Origin of the sequence: Microbulbifer agarilyticus S89, assembly GCF_000220505.1 — a bacterium.
Classification (GTDB): Bacteria; Pseudomonadota; Gammaproteobacteria; order Pseudomonadales; family Cellvibrionaceae; genus Microbulbifer; species Microbulbifer agarilyticus_B.
In genome coordinates, this window is sequence record NZ_AFPJ01000037.1 from 113,296 (window position 1) to 133,434 (window position 20,139).

15 protein-coding genes are annotated in these 20,139 nt (G+C 57.9%); 8 read left to right on the plus strand and 7 right to left on the minus strand.

Annotation, left to right across the window (positions count from 1 at the left end; genetic code table 11):
* Positions 1–107 precede the first annotated feature (107 nt).
* Entirely contained in the window at positions 108–1,685 is a 1,578-nt protein-coding gene (gene guaA / locus AS89_RS0112470) for a glutamine-hydrolyzing GMP synthase (RefSeq protein ID WP_010133000.1), read from the minus strand.
* Between the two features lie 110 nt (positions 1,686–1,795).
* Positions 1,796–3,280: an IMP dehydrogenase gene (guaB, locus tag AS89_RS0112475; protein ID WP_010133001.1), complete on the minus strand. Its 1,485-nt coding sequence runs from the start codon at positions 3,278–3,280 to the stop codon at positions 1,796–1,798.
* Between the two features lie 160 nt (positions 3,281–3,440).
* Here guaB and xseA point away from each other — a divergent pair, with 160 nt between their 5' ends.
* The gene (gene xseA, locus AS89_RS0112480) at positions 3,441–4,796 is read left to right on the plus strand and encodes an exodeoxyribonuclease VII large subunit (protein ID WP_010133002.1); all 1,356 of its coding nucleotides are present in this window, start codon (positions 3,441–3,443) and stop codon (positions 4,794–4,796) included.
* 51 nt (positions 4,797–4,847) lie between these two features.
* Here the strand turns inward: xseA and AS89_RS0112485 are convergent, their stop codons facing one another.
* The 3 genes from AS89_RS0112485 to pdxH form a co-directional block, all read right to left on the minus strand.
* Complete coding sequence (locus AS89_RS0112485; protein WP_010133003.1) at positions 4,848–5,825, minus strand: NAD(P)H-quinone oxidoreductase; 978 nt, start codon at positions 5,823–5,825, stop codon at positions 4,848–4,850.
* Positions 5,826–5,888: 63 nt separating this feature from the next.
* Positions 5,889–8,213 carry a TonB-dependent receptor gene (locus tag AS89_RS0112490; protein ID WP_010133004.1) on the minus strand — a complete coding sequence of 775 codons (2,325 nt, stop codon included), beginning with the start codon at positions 8,211–8,213 and terminating at the stop codon, positions 5,889–5,891.
* Between the two features lie 493 nt (positions 8,214–8,706).
* Positions 8,707–9,345, minus strand: coding sequence for a pyridoxamine 5'-phosphate oxidase (pdxH, locus tag AS89_RS0112495; RefSeq protein ID WP_010133005.1), 639 nt, complete (start codon positions 9,343–9,345; stop codon positions 8,707–8,709).
* 411 nt (positions 9,346–9,756) lie between these two features.
* Here pdxH and AS89_RS0112500 point away from each other — a divergent pair, with 411 nt between their 5' ends.
* The 6 genes from AS89_RS0112500 to AS89_RS19020 all read left to right on the plus strand — a co-directional run bounded on the left by AS89_RS0112500 (position 9,757) and on the right by AS89_RS19020 (position 16,044).
* On the plus strand, positions 9,757–11,412 hold the full coding sequence (locus AS89_RS0112500; protein ID WP_050901695.1) for a 5-guanidino-2-oxopentanoate decarboxylase: 1,656 nt from the start codon (positions 9,757–9,759) through the stop codon (positions 11,410–11,412).
* A 50-nt stretch (positions 11,413–11,462) separates the two neighbouring features.
* Entirely contained in the window at positions 11,463–12,896 is a 1,434-nt protein-coding gene (locus tag AS89_RS0112505) for an aldehyde dehydrogenase family protein (protein WP_010133007.1), read from the plus strand.
* 281 nt (positions 12,897–13,177) lie between these two features.
* Positions 13,178–13,393: a hypothetical protein gene (locus AS89_RS0112510; RefSeq protein WP_010133008.1), complete on the plus strand. Its 216-nt coding sequence runs from the start codon at positions 13,178–13,180 to the stop codon at positions 13,391–13,393.
* Positions 13,394–13,578: 185 nt separating this feature from the next.
* A complete protein-coding gene (locus AS89_RS0112515) occupies positions 13,579–14,778 on the plus strand; it encodes a glycine C-acetyltransferase (RefSeq protein ID WP_010133009.1) in 1,200 nt (399 codons plus the stop codon).
* A 22-nt stretch (positions 14,779–14,800) separates the two neighbouring features.
* Positions 14,801–15,826 carry an L-threonine 3-dehydrogenase gene (gene tdh, locus AS89_RS0112520; protein ID WP_010133010.1) on the plus strand — a complete coding sequence of 342 codons (1,026 nt, stop codon included), beginning with the start codon at positions 14,801–14,803 and terminating at the stop codon, positions 15,824–15,826.
* 86 nt (positions 15,827–15,912) lie between these two features.
* Entirely contained in the window at positions 15,913–16,044 is a 132-nt protein-coding gene (locus AS89_RS19020) for a hypothetical protein (protein WP_258165060.1), read from the plus strand.
* 7 nt (positions 16,045–16,051) lie between these two features.
* Here AS89_RS19020 and AS89_RS0112530 read toward each other — a convergent pair whose 3' ends face one another.
* Both AS89_RS0112530 and AS89_RS0112535 read right to left on the minus strand, forming a co-directional pair.
* Positions 16,052–17,293, minus strand: coding sequence for a cation:proton antiporter (locus tag AS89_RS0112530; protein WP_010133011.1), 1,242 nt, complete (start codon positions 17,291–17,293; stop codon positions 16,052–16,054).
* Between the two features lie 28 nt (positions 17,294–17,321).
* Positions 17,322–18,866: an FMN-binding glutamate synthase family protein gene (locus AS89_RS0112535; RefSeq protein WP_010133012.1), complete on the minus strand. Its 1,545-nt coding sequence runs from the start codon at positions 18,864–18,866 to the stop codon at positions 17,322–17,324.
* Between the two features lie 183 nt (positions 18,867–19,049).
* Between AS89_RS0112535 and AS89_RS0112540 the strand changes: the two genes are divergently transcribed.
* Positions 19,050–20,138: a PA0069 family radical SAM protein gene (locus AS89_RS0112540; protein ID WP_010133014.1), complete on the plus strand. Its 1,089-nt coding sequence runs from the start codon at positions 19,050–19,052 to the stop codon at positions 20,136–20,138.
* Position 20,139: the final 1 nt, after the last annotated feature.

A 20,139-nucleotide genomic window follows, 5' to 3' on the forward strand; every position in this document is an offset into this window, starting at 1 on the left:
GGCGCTGGCTCAGGCCAGCACCACGGCATTAGCAGGCCATCGCGGCCGCCGCACAAAGTGCCCTCTGCCTCCCAGCAGTACGGCACTTTACGCAGCTTATCGAGCGATCATTCCCACTCAATGGTAGCCGGCGGCTTACTGGATACGTCGTAGGCCACACGCGAGATATGTTCGATCTCGTTGATGATGCGGTTGGAGACTTTCTCGATAAGTTCATATGGCAGATGCGCCCAACGCGCGGTCATAAAGTCCACGGTTTCCACCGCCCGCAGTGCAACCACATACTCATAACGACGGCCATCGCCAACCACGCCCACTGATTTCACCGGCAGGAACACGACAAACGCCTGACTGGTTTTGTGGTACCAATCCGCGTTGTGCAGCTCCTCAATGAAGATCGCATCGGCTTCCCGCAGGATATCCGCGTACTCTTTTTTCACTTCACCCAGGATGCGCACCCCCAGGCCCGGCCCCGGGAATGGGTGGCGGTAGACCATGTCGTACGGCAGGCCCAGTTCCAGGCCGATCTTACGCACTTCGTCTTTGAACAGTTCGCGCAGTGGCTCGACCAGTTCGAACGCCATATCTTCCGGCAAACCGCCCACATTGTGGTGTGACTTGATCACGTGCGCCTTGCCGGTTTTAGCGGCGGCAGACTCGATCACGTCCGGGTAAATGGTGCCCTGCGCGAGGAACTTCACATCCTTGAGCTTGGTGGCTTCCTTGTCGAATATTTCGATAAAGGTGTTACCGATGATCTTGCGCTTGGCTTCCGGCTCGTCCACACCGGCAAGGCGGGACAAAAATGCTTCTTCTGCATCGCTGCGGATCACGCGTACGCCCATGTTGTCGGCGAACATCTGCATGACCTGGTCGCCTTCGTTTTTACGCAGCAGGCCGTTATCCACGAATACACAGGTCAGCTGATCACCGATGGCTTTGTGCAGCAACGCCGCCACAACGGAGCTGTCGACACCCCCAGACAGGCCCAACAGCACTTTGGCGTCGCCCACCTGCTCACGCACCTTGGCTATGGAGTCTTCGATAATATTGGCCGGCGTCCACAGCTTTTCACAGCCGCACAGGCCAATCACGAAATGTTCGTAGATGCGGGTGCCCTGCAGGGTGTGGGTGACTTCCGGGTGGAACTGCACACCGAAGAAGTTTTTCTCCGCGTTGTACATACCGGCAATCGGGCAGGACGGGGTCGATGCCATCAGCTCAAAGCCTTGCGGCATTTTTACCACTTTGTCACCGTGGCTCATCCACACGTCCAGCAGCGCGCTGCCGGCGTCATCCAGGTGGTCCTTGATGTCGTGCAGCAGCGCAGACTCCCCTTCCACCTTTACTTGTGCGTAACCGAATTCACGCACATCACTGCCTTCCACCGCGCCACCCAGCTGGTGCGCCATGGTTTGCATGCCGTAGCAAATACCCAGAACCGGTACGCCCAGCTCAAATACCGCCTGCGGCGCGCGCGGTGAACCCGCTTCCGGCACCGACTCGGGGCCACCGGCAAGAATTACGCCCTTGGGGTTGTACTCGCGAATCTCTTCGTCGGTCATGTCGAACGCGCGAATTTCGGAGAAAACCCCCAACTCGCGCACGCGACGGGCAATCAGCTGGGTGTACTGAGATCCAAAGTCGAGGATCAGAATTCGGCTGGAATGGATGTCTTGGCTCATGACTTACTCGTAACGGTTATATAAACGGCAAACGGACCTTGAGAGGTCCGTTTGCGGTTCACTTAAAAGTGCACTTCTATTTCTTCAGGACACAAACTTGTGTACAGGAATTAACGGCCACCTACCGGGTAGTTAGGCGCTTCCTTGGTAATCTGCACATCGTGTACATGAGATTCGCCCATGCCTGCAGCAGTTACCCGCACAAATTCCGGCTTGGTGCGCATAATTTCCATATCCAGACTGCCGGTATAGCCCATCGCGGAGCGCAGGCCACCCATCATCTGGTGCACGATTGCGGAAATCGGGCCCTTGTACGGTACGCGACCTTCAATGCCTTCCGGCACCAGCTTCTCCGCGCCTTTGCTGGCGTCCTGGAAGTAGCGGTCGGAGGAACCCTGGGTGCGCGACATAGCGCCGAGGGAACCCATACCACGGTAAGACTTGTAGGTACGGCCCTGATACAGCTCAACCTCGCCCGGCGCCTCTTCGGTACCGGCGAACATGGAGCCCATCATGACAGAATAAGCACCGGCAGCGATCGCCTTGGAGATATCTCCAGAGAAACGGATACCGCCATCGGCGATCAGCGGCACACCGCTATCGGCCAATGCGGCCGCGACTTCGGCAATCGCGGTCACCTGCGGAACACCGATACCGGTCACGATACGCGTGGTACAGATGGAACCCGGGCCAATGCCCACTTTCACCGCATCAGCGCCTGCTTCTACCAGGGCCTTCGCCGCTGCACCGGTGGCAATGTTGCCGCCGATTACGTCGACTTGCGGATGCATTTCCTTGATACGACGAACGCGATCAATCACGTTCTTACTATGGCCGTGGGCAGTATCCACGACCAGCACGTCGACACCGGCTTCTACCAGGGCCGCCACGCGGTCGTCGGTATCCGGGCTGGTGCCGACAGAGGCACCCACACGCAGGCGGCCATCGGCATCTTTACAGGAATTCGGGTACTGCTCCGCCTTGTTGTAGTCGGTAACAGTAATCAGGCCGCGCAGCTGGAAACTGCTATTGACCACCAGCACCTTTTCGATGCGGTGTTTGTGCAGCAGTTCGCGTACTTCTTCCGGTGATGCGCCTTCGTCGCACGTCACCAGACGCTCTTTCGGCGTCATGACCTGGGCCACCGGCAGTTCCAGGTTGGTCTGGAAACGCACGTCGCGGCTAGTCACGATACCTACCAGGTCACCCTTCTCCATCACCGGCACGCCGGAAATGTTGTGGTGGCTGGTGAGCGCGATCAGTTCGCGCAGGGTGGCGTCGGATTCGATGGTGATCGGATCCTTTACCACACCGGCTTCAAATTTTTTCACCGCGCGTACCGCCAGAGCCTGTTCTTCAATAGACATGCTCTTGTGAATAATGCCGATACCGCCTTCCTGGGCCAACGCAATGGCCAGGCGCGACTCGGTCACGGTATCCATAGCGGCGGACACCAGCGGAATATTCAGGGTGATGTTGCGAGACAGTTTTGTCTTCAGGGAAACGTCTTTCGCCGTAACCTCGGAATATCCGGGCACAAGTAGGACGTCGTCAAAAGTGAGGGCTTCGCGTGCTATACGCAGAGATTCAGACATGGACACTCAAACCTCAAAGGAGCGGGAATGGGTATCGGCGCGATTATAGCCGCAACCCTCGCGGAAACAAAAGACTATTTACACTGGAATGGCAATTCCCTTTACCTGACTGCTCATCCCTGCAATATTGGCCGCCCAACTCACCCCACAAGAGGCTGAAATGCTCAACAATCCGCCCGGCGCCCCCAATCCTCTCCCCACCGACGGCCGTCCCGTGATGACCGTGAGTGAACTGAACCGGGAAGTGAAGCAGCTCTTGGAGGGTAGCGTCCCGCTTCTGTGGGTAGGCGGTGAAATCTCCAACTTCGCTGCGCCCAGCTCGGGCCACTGGTATTTCACCCTCAAGGATGCGCGAGCCCAGGTCCGCTGCGCCATGTTCCGCGGGCGCAACCGCAACGTGCGCTTCCAACCGGGCAACGGGCGTGAGGTATTGGCCCGGGCGCGGGTTAGCCTGTACGAGGGGCGCGGTGAATTTCAGCTGATCATCGAGCATCTGGAAGAAGCCGGCTTCGGCGCACTGATGCGCCAGCTGGAGGAACTCAAGGCCAAATTACAAGCGGAGGGACTGTTCGAGCTGACTCGGCAAAAGCCCCTGCCCTACCTGCCCACCACCATTGGCATCATCACCTCGCCGACCGGCGCCGCCGTGCGGGATATGATCCAGGTGCTCGGGCGCCGCTATCCCGCAGCGAACGTCGAGCTCATTCCGGTTGCGGTCCAGGGACAGGGTGCCGCCCAGCAGATTGCCAACGCCATTGCGCTCGCCGGGCGTCTGCAACGCCACGACCTACTGATTGTGGGGCGTGGCGGCGGCTCGCTGGAGGACCTGTGGGCATTCAATGAAGAGATCGTCGCCCGCGCGCTGGCCGCCTGCCCTATCCCGACTATTTCCGCGGTTGGCCATGAAACCGACAACACCATCGCGGACCTAGTGGCTGACGTACGCGCACCGACCCCATCGGCCGCAGCGGAAATCGCCAGCGCCAACGCCGCGGCACTGCGCGAGGAAATTGATGGCGCACGTGCGCAACTGGTCCGCGCCATGGCACTGCAGTTACGCCATTTGCGACAACACGTGCAACTGGTAAGCAACCGCATCCGACACCCGCGAGAGCAGTTGCAAAATCGCGCTCAGCGCCTGGATCACCTGGAGATGCGCCTGCACACCGCGGTACACAACCGTGCGCAAACCAATGCGCAACGATTGACGCAATTGGAAAAAGCGCTGACCCGTGTGCACCCGCGCCACCGACTGGAACAGGCGCAGTTGCAACTCGCGCAGCACAAGCTGCAACTGAACAAATCGATCAAGGTTTTGCTGCAGCACAAGCGCGAGCAAAGTGCGCACAGTGCCCAACTGCTCCACAGTGTCAGTCCGCTCGCGGTGCTCGAGCGCGGCTACGCCATCGTCCAGGATGAACAACAACGCGTTATCCGCCGCGCCTCAGATACCCGCAGTGGGCAGCGGATTCAGGCCAAGCTGGCCGAGGGGAATATTTCTGCGATTGTGGAGTGATATCCGTGCGGTCCCACGCTGGTACCGCACGGATGAAAAACGATCACCAAATCACAGGGTTAACACGATCTTGCCGATATGGTGGCTGGACTCCATCAAACGATGTGCCTCTGCCACATCAGCCAGCGGAAAACTGGCGGCAATCAGCGGACGTATGTTGCCCGCCGCAATCTTCGGCCAGACCTGTTCGCACAGATCGCGGGCAATCGCCGCTTTCACTTCTGGAGGCTGGGGCCGCAAGGTTGAACCAGTAAGGGTCAATCGCTTGAGCATCACCGGCAGCAGGTTAACCTCGACTTTTGCCCCTTGCAGGAATGCGATATTCACAATGCGGCCGTCCCGCGCGGCGCACTGGATATTGCGATCCACATAGTCGCCACCCACCATGTCGAGGATGACGTCTGCGCCTCTGCCATCGGTTGCCGAATTCACCGCGGCCACAAAATCCTGTTCGCGGTAGTTGATTGCAAGCTCGGCGCCGAGCTGCTCACAGGCGGCACACTTTTCCTTACTGCCCGCGGTGGCGATCACGCGAACCCCAAGGTTTACGGCGATTTGAATTGCCGTGGTGCCAATACCCGACGACCCGCCATGCACCAGCAGAACTTCGCCCTCGCGCAACTGCGCCCGATGTATCAGGTTGCTCCATACGGTAAAAAAGGTTTCCGGTAATGCGGCGGCCTCTATATCGCTCAACCCGTTGGGTATCGGCAGGCACTGCCCTTCGGGCGCCACCGCATATTCTGCATAGCCTCCGCCATTGGTGAGTGCACAAACGCGGTCACCCACGTTCCAGCGCTGTACGCCTTCGCCAACAGAAATGACCTCCCCGGCCACTTCCAACCCAAGCACCGGCGAAGCTCCCGGCGGCGGTGGATAGAAGCCCGCGCGCTGCACGATATCCGGGCGGTTGACCCCGGCGGCTGCGACCCGGATTAACACTTCGCCTCGTGCTGCCGCAGGTTTATCCCCCTGCGCGAGCACCATCTTCTCCGGGCCACCATGTTCTGGCAGATCAATAAAGCGCATGTATTTTCCTTGGTTTTAAAATAAAAAAAGCCCGGCGATGCCGGGCTTTTCGTTTGAGGCTGATTAGAGCTCGTACGTCAGCTCCACCCCAATAACGCGCCCTTTGTTGAGCGGCGTAAAGCTGGCACCCATGCCTCCGAGCGTCGCAGGCAACTGCGTGTTGTTACCTTCGGTCACTTCATCCAGGATGTTTTTGCCAAACATTGACACGCGATAGCTGCCGGAGTCTGGCACAAAGCCGAAACTCAGATCCAGCATATCCGCCTCTGACAACATACCGAGGTTGTTGTCGGTATATGGAGATGCATCGCGATGGTTGAAGTTCACACGTGAGGTGAGTATACCGAGGTTACCCAGCTGCAAATCGTGTACAACACCCACACCGTAAGTCCATGGCGCAAGGCGCGGGATATCCAATCCCAGGTCGATTGCGTCTACCACACCGTCGCCGCTGATATCACCGCGCACGGAGTCGTACTCGCCATCCACATAACCAACGTTCATGGTGAACAGCAGGTTATCGGTGGCCGCAGCCATGGCCTCAAACTCAGCACCCTGAATGGTTGCATCAGCCGTGTTACGAATGTACTGAACCACAGAGAAAACCGGGTCTGCCAGGTTTTCCTCACGCTGCATATCGTCGATGGTGTTGTGGAACAGTGCGAAGTTGGTGCGCACACTTCCATCAAACCAATCGGCTTTACCACCAATTTCGAAGCTGGTCTGTTCTTCCTGGTCGGTGGGGCCCGGCTGATACAGCAGGCCGGTATTACGCATATTGTAACCACCGCTGCGGAAGCCTTTGGTCCAGTAGCTGTAGAGCTGGGCATTATCCGCCAAGTTCCACTGCAGGCCGACTTTCGGGGTGAAGGCATTCCAATCTTCACTGTTATTGAAGTCGTATACCGCGCAGCCACCCAGCTGACACATGGTGGTCGCAGCCACAACCGGGTTGATGGTTGCTACCTGCGCATCCTTCTCTTCCATTGAGTAGCGGCCACCCAGCGTCAGAATCCAGTCCTCGTTGAGGTCGATATCCGCCTGGGCGAAGATGCCCATGGCCTCGTGATCCTGCAGACCACCACCAGTGATATCCAGGCCGTTCAACGGCAGCAGGCGGTTTTCAAAATACTCCAGATCCTGGCTAAACCAGTAAAGACCTGTAGTAATGGCAGTGGAGCCAAAACGGCCCGCATAGCGCAGCTCATTAGAGATCTGGCTTTGATCGACGCTAGTGTTGGCGTGGAAAGCAGTAATAGGCAGGGAATCGATATCACCGAGACCAATTGCGCTGTACTCACGCCAGGCGAGAATATTGGTGATGGTACCGTTGCCGAATGCCACGTCGTGGTTGTACTCGGTAATGACTTGGGTCCATTCGTCGTCCTGGAACCCCTCTTCGTCCTGAGCTACTTCGAAAGAGTCGCCGCTGTTGTCCCAGTCAGTGATCCCAAAGAGGCCGGCAATCTGCTGCGCACCGGGCGCAACCAGGGAGCCGTCGGGGCCAAAGATTGCCTGGCCACGGTTTTGCGCGACGACGCCATCGGAATCCATCTTGCCGTGCTCCATGCGCACTAGAAGCTCGGAGGACTCGCTCAGGTCAACGCTGAAACTGGGGCGAATAAACCAGCTCTGGGAGGCCCCGGCGTTGTCATTGCCGGTAGCGACATTCTCAAACCAGCCCTGATCATCGTTGTAGTAAACGGTTACACGGCCATTGACGGTGTCGGAGATGGCGCCGTTTACATTGGCGGCCACCACTGTGTCGAGGTTGTCGGTGGTAGAGACTTTGAACTTGCTGGTGAACTCTTCGGTGGGGCGTGCGGTCTTGATGACCACAGCACCACCGGTCACGTTGCGGCCAAACAGCAGGCCCTGTGGTCCACGCAGAACCTCGATGCCTTCGAGGTCAAACATGTCCGTCACAACCCCAGCGTTAACACCCATATACATACCATCGACAAACACGCCGACAGTAGGGTCAATGGAGGGGATTGAGCTGTTCACACCAAGGCCGCGCACGGTGAAGTTCGCGGTGTTCTTAACGGTACCGATATCGTCCAGTTGAACGTTCGGCATCTTGAAGGAAAGGCTTTGCAGATCGCGAGTCTGCAGCGCTTCCAGTTGATCGCCAGAGTATGCGGTAGCGGCTACAGGTACTTCCTGCAGCATCTCAGCTTCCGCGCGCTTACGCGCAGTAACCTGGACTTCATCCATTAAGGTACTGACAGAACCTTCCGCTGCGGCAGCTTGCACACTACCCACACCACACGCCAGTGACAAAGCAGCCAGCGAGCAGGCCGAAGCCAGCACCAGATTCCTGCTTTTGCCATTGGCAGTGTTCAAACGAAAGGACTTGGACGCGGTACCGTCAGTTTGACTTCCCATGTTTTCTCTCCATTGCACTAAGTTATTTTTATGTAATTTGCAGCAACAGAACCACAGCGACCTCTTCAGAAACCACCGATAGCAGAGGTCAGCAACCGTGCTCAAAAATGGTCACACCTGAAAAACAAGCGCGGACAACCAAAAGGTTACAAGAGGTTGGACTATTGCAAAAGCCCTAACATATCGAGAAATTCATTCTCTCTATCGCAAAAAAGGCAAATACAAAGTCGCAACAACCAAGGCGATTACGTGACCAACTCGTCACATATCGCCAGAATCGAAAAACTGTTTCGTTCCTTCTCCATTTCCATTCCCAGGTAGCATCCGGCCAAAAAGCGTGAGTCTCTGGGTAACGTTTCGCAAACCACCTTATCGTTGCCATCAATAATAAAAATTACCGTGGCAAATAACCGGCGAGCGGCACACAGCACAAGCCAAATGCAAAATCGGCTCAACAATCACATGCAGCTGGTGCCAACCAAGCTTGTCGTGCTCAGGGGCTTAGCCTTTCGACCTGCCACTCGCCACCCTCCAACGCGCGGTAGATCAGGCGATCATGCAGACGCGATGCGCGACCCTGCCAAAATTCCACAGCGTGCGGCACAACCCGATAACCTCCCCAGAATTCAGGTCGCGGAACCTCAACGCCTTCGAACTTCTTCTCGCACGCGGCAAACTGCTCTTCCAATACCTCGCGGGAGACAATTGCATCACTTTGGTGCGAGGCCCAGGCTGCTATCTGGCTTTCACGGGGACGGCTGGCAAAGTACGCATCTGCCTCGGCCTCCGCCAGCTGTTGCGCCTCACCGCGCACAATTACCTGACGCTCCAGAAAGTGCCAAGGAAACAGCAATGAAACCTTCGGGTTAGCGGTAATATCCCAAGCCTTCTGGCTTTTCAGGTTGGTGTAGAAAACAAAGCCGGCATCATCGAACCCCTTTAGCAGCACAATCCGCTGAGAGGGCTGACCGCCGGCATCGGCCGTGCTCAGACACATTGCGCTGGGGTCGGAAATATCCGCCTTCACCGCCTCCTCAAGCCAATTGCGAAATTGCTGTATGGGGCCATCCGCCAGGTCGCCTCGCTCCAGGCCGCCCTGTAAATACTCTCTACGCCACTGGTCGATTTCCATCGCTGTCACATCCTTTACAACTTCTTACTGGATCAAGATCTCTCTGGATCACTTGGTTCAAAAACTTTGGCAAGTGTACGCTGTTTAAACAGCCATCCCCACCCAACCTACTGCCTACTCGCTGCCCACCTGCTGGAGAAGTGCACCAACCTTACCTCGCCACTACTGACCACCAGAGCCACTTATTACAAATATCCTGTCGCCAAAGGTGCCCTTTCTCAATTTTCCTGCGTTTTCCGTCACAGGGAAGCAGACTCTGCGGGTGCTTGCGGAGCACTCGGAGCGCGACTAGTCTCGCTGCATTCGATAGCGAGCCCGGGGACCGTTTGACCAGCCCAAAGCTGTTCGATCACGACTAACACACGCTATCCAAGCACCTGCAAACTAAGTAAAGAAGAACAGGATAAAAGAATGTCTTCCGCTGCTTCACAAAACACGGCTTCTTCATCAACTGCTCCGCAGCCCCTGCCCAGTTGTGCCCAGGTACTGATGCACCTGCTTCGCCAGTACGAGGTAGACACCGTATTCGGTATCCCCGGTGTACACACCATCGAACTATATCGAGGGCTCCCCGGCAGTGGCCTGATCCATATCACGCCTCGCCATGAACAGGGTGCTGCATTTATGGCCGATGGCTATGCCCGCGCCAGTGGCAAACCCGGCGTATGTTTTCTGATCACGGGCCCCGGGGTAACCAATGCCGCCACCGCGATGGCGCAAGCGTTTTCCGACTCTATCCCGATGCTCGTGATCAGTGCCGTCAACCGCCGCGAAGACCTCGGTACCGGCCGCGGCCGTCTGCACGAGCTGCCACGCCAACAAGACGTAACGCGCGGCTTCTGTGTCTGGCAGCACGCGGTGACGAGCGCGGAGCAGTTGCCAGAGACCCTGGCGCGCGCATTTCAAGTCATGCACGCCCCGCGCCCGGGCCCGGTGCACATCGAGATCCCTATCGATCTGTTCCCTGCCACGATGCAGCGTCCGCTCGCGGACTATCGCGCGGTAGCGCCGACAGCGTTGCCTGCCGCGCCCGCCGATACCGTTGCGACCGCAGCCAAATGGCTCGCTGGCGCGAAAAACCCGGTTATCCTGCTTGGCGGTGGTGCCCAGGAAGCGGGCAAAGAGGCCACCGCGCTGGCAGAGAAACTGGCAGCACCGGTGTTCCAGTCCCTCGCCGCCAAAGGTATCGTGGATGAGCGTCACCCGTTATGCGGCGGCGCCAACCTGAGTTTTTCCAACGTGCGCGAGCGCATCGAAAATGCCGATGTGGTACTGGCAGTTGCGACGGAACTGGCGGAGACCGATCGCAATTTGGTACGCGAGAACTATGCCTTTAATGGCAAACTGATCCGCGTGGATCTGGACCCGGCCCAGCTGGTGTGCAACGCCAACCCGGACCTGGCAATCTGCGCAGACGCAAAGGCTAGCCTGCAACAATTGCTGGATGCTTTGCCCGCAAAGGACAACACAAAAGCGCAGCAGCAAACCGCAACCGAGATAGAAGAACTGCTGCGCGGCTGTCGCAATGAATGGTGGCCGGGATCCGAAGGCCGCTACCCCTGGGTACAGGCGCTGCGCGATGCGCTGCCGGAAAATGGTATTTTTGTTACCGACTCCACGCAGCTGGCGTATAACACCAACCACGCTTTGCGCCTGTTTGAGCCGCGCAGCCACATCACCTGCACGACAGGCTATGGCACCCTGGGCTTCGCCCTGCCCGCGGCCATCGGCGCCGCGCTGGCCAGCCCGCGCCCGGTAATTGGCTTGATTGGTGACGGTGGCATCATGTTTACTCTCGGGGAACTGGCCGCCGCCGTTGAGCAAAAACTGTCACTGCCAATTCTGGTGTGGAACAACAGTGGCTACGGTGAAATTCGCGATTTTATGGACGAGGCTGCGGTTGAACAGGAAGGTGTGAACCTGCACGCGCCGGACTTTGTCGGCCTCGCGCGCTCGTTTGGCGCGGAAGGCTGTCGTATCGACAGCCCGGAACAGTTGAGCGAAGCGGTGGCCAATGCCTTTGCGCGCAAGGGACCGACGCTCATCGAGATTACTGCACCGTCCTGACGGCGGGCACGCAGAAAAATTCAGGGATTTACTAGGACTGCGAACACAACATGACAGATCTGAAAGCATTACCGACGCAAAAACTTTACATCAATGGCGAGTGGCGCGATTCCAAAGGCGGCAGCCTGCACCCGGTGATCAACCCGGCCACCGAGGAGACCCTGTGCGAAGTCATCCAGGGCTCCATGGAAGATGTGGACGACGCCGTGGCGGCAGCCAAAGCGGCGTTTAAAGAGTGGCGGCACAGCCGCGCGGCCAAACGCCAGGCACTGATGCACGCCATTGCCGACGGCATGGAAGCGCGCAAACAGGATCTGGTTGCCGCGGTTTCCGAGGCACTGGGCTGTCCGGCGCATATCGCCGAATGGCTGCATGTGGATGGCCCCATTTACTCCATGCGCTATTACGCGGACCGCGCCGCGCTAATGGAGGAAACCGAAAAAGCCGCGCACTCAGTGGTGATGAAAGACCCTGTGGGCGTGTGCGGGTTTATCACCCCGTGGAACTATCCCCTGCATCAGTTTGTAGGCAAGGTAGCCCCCGCACTGGCCGCTGGCTGCACCATGATCCAGAAGCCGTCAGAGATGACGCCGCTGCAGGATTACGTGATGGCGGAAATCATCGACGCCGCGGGCGTGCCGGCCGGTGTATTCAACCTGGTGCCTGGTGCCGGCCCCATCGTGGGTGCGGCCCTGTCCAGCCACGTGGATATCGACATGGTCTCGTTTACCGGCTCTACCCGCGCCGGTATCGAAGTGGCGAAAAGTGCCGCACCGACCGTCAAGCGTGTGACCCAGGAATTGGGCGGCAAATCGCCGTTCATCATCACCCCTGACGCCGACCTTGAAGCTGCGGTGCGCTGGGGCTGTGAGGATGTATTCATCAACACCGGGCAGACCTGTACCGCGTTGACCCGCATGCTGGTACCCGCAGAGCGCTATGAAGAAGCCGTCGCCATTGCCAAGCAGGTCGCGGAAGAAGTCGCGATCGGTACCGGTGAGAATGCCTTTATGGGCCCCTTGTCCTCCTCCCGCCAGCGCGAGATTGTGCGCAGCTATATCGACAAGGGCATCGCCGAGGGTGCGCGCCTGGTAACCGGCGGCAGCGAAGTGCCGGAAGGCCTGGCGCAGGGCTTTTACGTGAAGCCCACAGTATTTGCCGACGTGAACAACGATATGGCAATCGCTCGCGAAGAGATCTTCGGCCCGGTGACCTGCATGATCCCGTACAAAGACATGGAAGAAGCCATCGCCATCGCTAACGATTCCGAGTACGGACTTTCCAGCGGCGTGTGGGCCAAGGACGCGGAAGCGGCAATGCCGGTGGTGCGACGCCTCGAAGCCGGGCTGTGCTTCGTCAACGGCGGCGAGTTCAACTACGATGCGCCATTTGGCGGTGTGAAGCGTTCCGGCAATGGCCGCGAATTTGGCAATGCCGGCCTGGACGAGTTTATTGAACTGAAATCCGTGCAGCTGCCCGCATAAAAGCCTGCGAACGCCCCAAAAGTGGCGACGTGGTTGACGAGTCGCAATCACGTCGCTATCTTTGCCCCCGAACATCAAGAGAGTGGCTGACGCCAACGCCAACCTGCCTACCGGGGCAAGGTGGTTTCTCTTCATAGCATCGCACTTGTGCAGCGCTGTGTAGGGGATGGGGCTGTCGCTGGAACAATTAGGTTTCAGCACTGCAATCCAACCGGGATGCGATTTCACTACTGACGAATCGCCGCTTCCGCCGTCAGCCCTCCAGAACTTTTGGAGGGAACATGTCCGAATTAAAGCTTACCAGTACCGACGTTATCGAAATCCAGATTGCCTCCCAGCGCTGCCGTACCGCAGTCCGGGCGGTCAAACGCAGTGATCGACAACTGCTGTGGCAATTGCTGTTCGACACAACGGAAGAGGCGCTGGCCTTCGCTACCCATTGTCGCGCCAGCGAAACGCCGGTCACGGCCCACAAGGCCTGCGAACTGGCGCTATAAACACGACTGAATACAGGGATGGGGAGAATCGTCATTAATGACTCCCCGGCCTACACTTACGGCTGGTCACACGTGGCTATTCTCACGCCAGAACCCACGTCAGCGTCGCTGCGGCCGTTAATTGGGAAGACCTCCCGGAACATCGCCCTACTGCCAAAAGCACAACAGGAGCCAATAACAACGTCATGTCCAAGCCCGAGCAATTTTTCCAGCACCTGCGCGACGAACTGAAGCAGATCGAGGCCGACGGCCTCTACAAGCGCGAGCGCATCATCACCTCTCAGCAAAGCGCCGAGATTCAGGTAAACAACGACTCCCAGGTACTGAACTTCTGCGCCAACAACTATTTGGGGCTGGCCAATGACCCACAGTTGATCCAGGCAGCCAAAGAAGGGCTCGACCAGTACGGCTTCGGCATGGCCTCCGTGCGCTTTATCTGCGGCACCCAGGACATCCACAAGGCGCTGGAATCCCGCCTTTCTGAATTCCTGCAGACCGAAGACACCATCCTGTATACCTCCTGCTTCGATGCCAATGGCGGCCTGTTTGAAACCCTGCTGGGCCCGGACGATGCCATCATCTCCGACGCCCTGAACCACGCCTCCATCATCGACGGCGTGCGCCTGTGCAAGGCCAAGCGCTTCCGCTACGCCAACAACGACCTGAACGATCTGGAAGAACAGCTGAAAGCGGCCGATGCCGCCGGCGCCAGAACCAAGCTGATCGCCACCGATGGCGTCTTCTCTATGGACGGTGTAATTGCCGACCTGATAGGTATCTGCGACCTAGCCGACAAATACAACGCCCTGGTGATGGTGGACGACTCCCACGCCGTCGGCTTCCTCGGCCAGCACGGCCGTGGCACCCATGAATACTGCGATGTGGTCGAACGCGTCGACATCATCACCGGCACCCTCGGCAAGGCACTTGGCGGCGCGTCCGGTGGCTTCACCTCCGGCCGTAAAGAAATCATTGACCTGCTGCGCCAGCGCTCACGCCCTTACCTGTTCTCCAACTCCGTTGCCCCCGCCATCGTTACCGCATCCCTCAAGGTGCTGGATATGCTGGTAGAAGGTGGCGAGCTTCGGGAGAAGGTGCAGGCAAACTCCGAGTACTTCCGCAAGCGTATGAGTGAAGCGGGCTTCACCCTCGCCGGCGCCGACCACGCGATCATTCCAGTAATGATCGGCGACGCCGCACTGGCCCAGAAAATGGCCGACAAGATGCTGGAGAAAGGCATCTATGTGGTGGGCTTCTTCTACCCGGTAGTCCCCAAAGGCCAGGCGCGTATCCGCACCCAGATGTCTGCCGCGCACACCCGCGAGCAACTGGACCGCTGCATCGATGCATTTATCGAAGTAGGCAAAGAACTGGAAATTATTTGAGCTGAGAGTTTTGAGTCGAGTTATGAAAGCACTATCCAAGCTCAAGTCCGAACCAGGTATCTGGATGACGGACGTCGACGTGCCGGAACCCGGGCACAATGACCTGCTGATTAAAATTCGCAAAACCGCAATTTGCGGTACCGACATGCACATCTACAACTGGGACGAATGGTCGCAAAAAACCATTCCGGTACCCATGGTCGTAGGCCACGAATACGTGGGCGAAGTCGTCGGTATGGGACAGGAAGTCGCTGGCTTTAATGTGGGCGACCGCGTTTCCGGCGAAGGCCACATCACCTGTGGCCACTGCCGCAATTGCCGCGCTGGCCGACGCCACCTGTGCCGCAACACTTACGGTGTTGGTGTGGACCGCCAGGGCGCGTTTGCCGAATATCTGGTAATCCCCGCGCTGAATGCGTTCAAGATTCCCGACAACATTTCCGATGAACTGGCGTCGATCTTCGATCCATTTGGCAACGCGGTACATACCGCGCTGTCGTTTGATCTGGTGGGCGAAGACGTACTGATCACCGGCGCCGGCCCGATCGGCATCATGGCCGCGGCGGTTGCCCGCCACGTGGGTGCCCGTCATGTTGTGGTGACCGATATCAACGATTATCGCCTCCAGCTGGCGGCAAAGATGGGCGCAACCCGCACCGTCAACGTCAGCAAGGAAAACCTGCCGGATGTAATGAAAGACATCGGCATGACTGAAGGTTTTGACGTGGGCCTGGAAATGTCCGGCGTCGCCGTCGCCTTCCGCGATATGCTGTCGGCAATGAACCACGGTGGCAAGATTGCAATGCTGGGGATTCCCCCGGGTGAGATGGCCATCGACTGGAGCCAGGTGATTTTCAAAGGCCTGGTATTGAAAGGTATTTATGGCCGGGAAATGTTCGAGACCTGGTATAAGATGGCCAGCCTGATTCAGTCGGGGCTCGACCTGTCACCTATCATTACCCACCAGTTCTCCGTGGACCAGTTCCAGCAGGGCTTTGACACTATGGGCTCTGGGGAATCTGGTAAAGTGATTCTCAACTGGCAGTAATCAGTCGCTTAAGCGGCCCCAGAAACGAACCTTCAAGCGCACGCACGGAAGCGTTGCGCCATGCATTCGCACAAGGAGATGAAGAAATGCTGAGAGTTATCGCCGTACTGGTGTTCGCCCTAATACTGCTCGCCCTCGCCGCACGCCTGTTTTACGACAACAAAGATAAAAACGAAACCGGCTGTATTGAACCGATAAAGTTCTATCAAATATCCTGAAGCGCGCCTAAACACCCAGTTTCTTGATAAGGCGCGAGCTGGTCGTACCCTGCACCAGCAGGGAAAACAGCACCACACCAAAGACCATCGACTGCACTGTCCACCAGTAAGGTAACTCCGTGGGCAGTGACAGTACCAATGCCACTGCAATCACACCGCGCAACCCGCCCCAGCTTAAAATCATGCGCCAGGAATTGGGAATTGGCGGCCCCACAAAGCGCGCAAATGGCGCTACCAAAAAAATCGACAGCGTGCGCGCCACCAGCGCCGCCACTATCGCGATAATGATTGCCAGCCACTGGTGGGTAAACATGTCGAACGTAATCACCAGCCCCATAATCACGAAGATCAGCGCATTGAAAAACAGCCCCAGCCACTCCCAGGTCGGTTCCGCATGGCTTAGATAGGTGTCCTGCTGCTCGCGCAAACAGGAACGCGCGATAATGGCACATACCATTACCGAAAGAATGCCGGAGACACCGACCACGTGTTCCGCCAGATAGAAACTACCGAATGCCGCCAGCACCAACACCATCAGCGCAGCACCTGCGGACTTCAGAAACAGAATCACAATGGCGGTCAGCAAACCACAGATGGTGCCCACCGCCAACCCACCGACAAACACGGTGACGAAATACAGGGAAAAACTCGCGAACCCGAACAGCGACTCCCCTGTGGCCACCGTGCCCTCCATCACACTGTGACTGGCAATACCCAACGCAAAAGAGAACAACACGATCGCCGCGGCATCGTTAAACAGGCTCTCCCCTTCCACCAGTGTCAGCAACTGGTCATCGGCACCGCTCTGGCGCAAACGCGCCACCACACTGACTGGATCGGTGGCCGCAAGGATCGCCCCGGTAAGAAACGCCGCAATCCAGGGAAATCCTGTGGGGTGATGAATCCCGTAATAGACGAGCACCGCGGTAATCAGGCAACAGATCAGCACGCCAATGGTGGCGAGTAACAGAATCGGCCCCAGCCAGCGAAATAGGATAATCGGGTCGATCTTCCACGCAGACTCAAAGATCAACACCGGCAGGATGACGAAAAACACCAGCTGATGCAGGTTCTCTGCCCGCAGGCCGGTGTCGTAATCGAAGATGGGGAGGAGCATGCCGGCAATCACCCCGGCAATCAGGCAGCCGAGCGTACTGTCGCGCTTCAACATCCGCGCAATACCCAATCCCGCGACAGCAGCAGAAGCCATATACAAGCCCTGGCCAACCAGGGTAACGACGCCTTCCATGGCGGTGTGCTCCTTGTTATTGATCGCTTTACGTATTCCTGCGGTCGCTCGCAATCACAGGGCGGGATTCCGCGAGCGAGGCAAGCGTCGTCAGTGGCACCGCGACACCGCGCTCACCAATGACCTCCAGATGGGAACGGCGCAACTGGCGCGGCTCCGGCACGCCGCAAGAGTGGGCAATGGTGCCGACCTCGTAATCGAGGTTACGCGCGTAATGGTAGACCCGTTCCGCCTTGTCCATGGGGTCCAGCCCCTGCTGCAGATCCGGATTGTGGGTGGTGACGCCCGTAGGACAGGTGTTTTTATTGCATTGCATTGCCTGAATACAGCCCAGCGCAAACATAAACCCGCGCCCGCAATTCACAAAATCCGCCCCCATGGCCAGCGCCCACGCCACCACCGACGGTGTCAGTAGCTTGCCCGCACAGATAATCTTGATCCGCTCACGCAGCCCGTAATCCTCAACCAGATCCACCACCATGGGCAGGCTGCGGTTCAAGGGTAGCCCCATGTAGTCCATCAGGCTCTGAGGCGCCGCGCCGCTACCGCCATCGGCGCTGTCGATATTGATAAAGTCCGGCGCACTGTCGACACCCCGGCGCAAAATCGCCTCGAACAAGTCGTGCAGCCAGTCGCTGGTACCGATCACACATTTTATTCCTGTGGGTTTGCCGGTGACCTCACGAATATGATTGATCATATCCAGCAAGCCATCCACATCGCGGATCTCCGGGTGCCCATTGGGGCTGATGGAGTCCATGCCTACCGGGATACCGCGTACATGCGCGATTTCCGGTGTCACCTTCACGCCCGGCAATATCCCGCCCTTGCCGGGCTTGGCGCCCTGCGACAGTTTCAGCTCGAACATCTTGACCTGTTCTTGGCTGGCGACCGCACGCAGCTTTTCGTCATCCAGATTGCCTTCCGCATCGCGCACACCATACTTGGCGGTACCCACCTGAAACACGATGTCGCAGCCGCCGACCAAATGGTGGGGAGACAATCCCCCCTCCCCGGTATTGAGCCAGATACCCGCCTTGGCGGCGCCCTTGGATAGCGCCGTTACCGCGGGGACCGACAGTGCGCCGAAGCTCATGCCGGAGATATTGAAGATAGAGCGAGTGGTATAAGGCGTGCGCGCCACACCCTCCCCCAGAGTGATTTCACGAGCCGGTACCGCATCCTTGGCCAGGGTGGGGAACGGGTGATTCAGGAATACGATATCGCCCGGCTGGTTGAGCGGGCGGGTGGAGCCAAACGCGAGGGTGGAATCGATATTCTTTGCCGCGCGATACACCCAGCTGCGCTGGGCACGGTTAAATGGCATCTCCTCCCGGTCGAGCGCGAAGAAGTACTGGCGGAAAAACTCACCCAGATGCTCAAACTGGTAGCGAAATCGACCCAAAACCGGGAAGTTACGCCGGATCGCCTGCTTGGTCTGACTGACGTCCGCCAGATACACGTACACCAGATACAGCACCAGGACCACCAGCCCGAAGGCAAACAGCATGGCGAAAATTTGTAGCACTTTAACCGCAAATGCGTAGATGGCGGCGACCGCTTGAAGATCCATTCCCTAATCCCTGCACTGTCTCTGTTATTGAGTACTCCTCACAAATACGTATGGAGAGTACTGACCAGTCATTGTATGACCTCCCGCACGCCCTTGCACGGTGCTCTTGCGCCCCTCAGCCTATGGCAATAAACTGTATATCCATACAGACCATATCCAGCACCAGATCCTAGCCTGAAGCACGTGGCCAACGACTCCTCCAGTAATCCTATCCGCCAACTCAAGGGCCGCGGTGCCGTCAGCAACCTGGCGGGGCGTTTTATCGACCAGGTGAGTAGCCGTGAGAGTGACGGCTGGGAAACGACGCTGGAACCGCTGGAGCGTATCGAAACCATCGCCATCGAGGAAAAGGCGCGTTCGATCATCGCCACCAACCAATCCCCGGATCTCCCGTTCAGCCAATCCATCAACCCCTACCGCGGCTGCGAACACGGCTGTATCTATTGCTATGCGCGCCCGGCGCATGCCTATATGGACCTGTCCCCGGGGCTGGATTTCGAGACGCAGCTGTTTTATAAACCGAACGCCACCGAGCTTCTGCGGCAGGCACTGCGCAAGCCCAAATACCAGTGCAGCCCCATTGCTCTGGGGACCAACACCGACCCCTACCAGCCGCTGGAAAAAGACAAGCAAATCACCCGCCGGATTCTGCAAACCCTGCAGGAGCACCAGCACCCGGTAACCATCGTCACCAAGGGCCAGCTGATTCTGCGCGACCTGCCCATCCTCGCCGAAATGGCACAGGACAATTTGGCCCACGTCGCCATCAGTGTGACCACGCTGGACAACGAACTGAAACGCCGCCTGGAACCCCGCACCGCAGGTCCCAATGCACGGCTGCGTATTATTGAGGCCCTGAGCAGCGCGGACATTCCCACCGCCGTGATGGCCGCCCCGATTATTCCCGCATTGAACGATGCCGAGCTGGAACAGATACTGACCCGCGCACACGAGGCCGGTGCCATCCACGCTGCCTACATCCTGCTGCGCCTCCCGTTTGAAGTAGCTCCGCTGTTTCGCCAGTGGCTGCAGGAGCACTATCCAGAGCGCGCACAACACGTTATGAGTATTGTGCAACAGAGCCGCGGCGGTAAGGATTACCAGAGTAAATTCGGCAGCCGCCAGCGGGGTAACGGCGTATTCGCCCAGTTACTGCAACAGCGATTTAAGATAACCTGTCGCAAGTTGGGCCTGAATGAACGCAAGCTCAACCTGGATTGCAGCAAGTTCACCCTGCCCCCGCAATCCGGGGACCAGCACAGCCTGTTTTAAG

Bases quoted from the DNA above. Each gene is read 5' to 3' on its own strand.
- AS89_RS0112490 (WP_010133004.1), bottom strand. From the start codon at position 8,213: ATGGGAAGTCAAACTGACGGTACCGCGTCCAAGTCCTTTCGTTTGAAC.
- tdh (WP_010133010.1), top strand. From the start codon at position 14,801: ATGAAAGCACTATCCAAGCTCAAGTCCGAACCAGGTATCTGGATGACG.
- AS89_RS0112515 (WP_010133009.1), top strand. From the start codon at position 13,579: ATGTCCAAGCCCGAGCAATTTTTCCAGCACCTGCGCGACGAACTGAAG.
- pdxH (WP_010133005.1), bottom strand. From the start codon at position 9,345: ATGGAAATCGACCAGTGGCGTAGAGAGTATTTACAGGGCGGCCTGGAG.
- AS89_RS0112535 (WP_010133012.1), bottom strand. From the start codon at position 18,866: ATGGATCTTCAAGCGGTCGCCGCCATCTACGCATTTGCGGTTAAAGTG.
- guaB (WP_010133001.1), bottom strand. From the start codon at position 3,280: ATGTCTGAATCTCTGCGTATAGCACGCGAAGCCCTCACTTTTGACGAC.
- AS89_RS0112530 (WP_010133011.1), bottom strand. From the start codon at position 17,293: ATGGAAGGCGTCGTTACCCTGGTTGGCCAGGGCTTGTATATGGCTTCT.
- xseA (WP_010133002.1), top strand. From the start codon at position 3,441: ATGCTCAACAATCCGCCCGGCGCCCCCAATCCTCTCCCCACCGACGGC.
- AS89_RS0112500 (WP_050901695.1), top strand. From the start codon at position 9,757: ATGTCTTCCGCTGCTTCACAAAACACGGCTTCTTCATCAACTGCTCCG.
- AS89_RS19020 (WP_258165060.1), top strand. From the start codon at position 15,913: ATGCTGAGAGTTATCGCCGTACTGGTGTTCGCCCTAATACTGCTCGCC.
- AS89_RS0112510 (WP_010133008.1), top strand. From the start codon at position 13,178: ATGTCCGAATTAAAGCTTACCAGTACCGACGTTATCGAAATCCAGATT.
- AS89_RS0112505 (WP_010133007.1), top strand. From the start codon at position 11,463: ATGACAGATCTGAAAGCATTACCGACGCAAAAACTTTACATCAATGGC.
- AS89_RS0112485 (WP_010133003.1), bottom strand. From the start codon at position 5,825: ATGCGCTTTATTGATCTGCCAGAACATGGTGGCCCGGAGAAGATGGTG.
- guaA (WP_010133000.1), bottom strand. From the start codon at position 1,685: ATGAGCCAAGACATCCATTCCAGCCGAATTCTGATCCTCGACTTTGGA.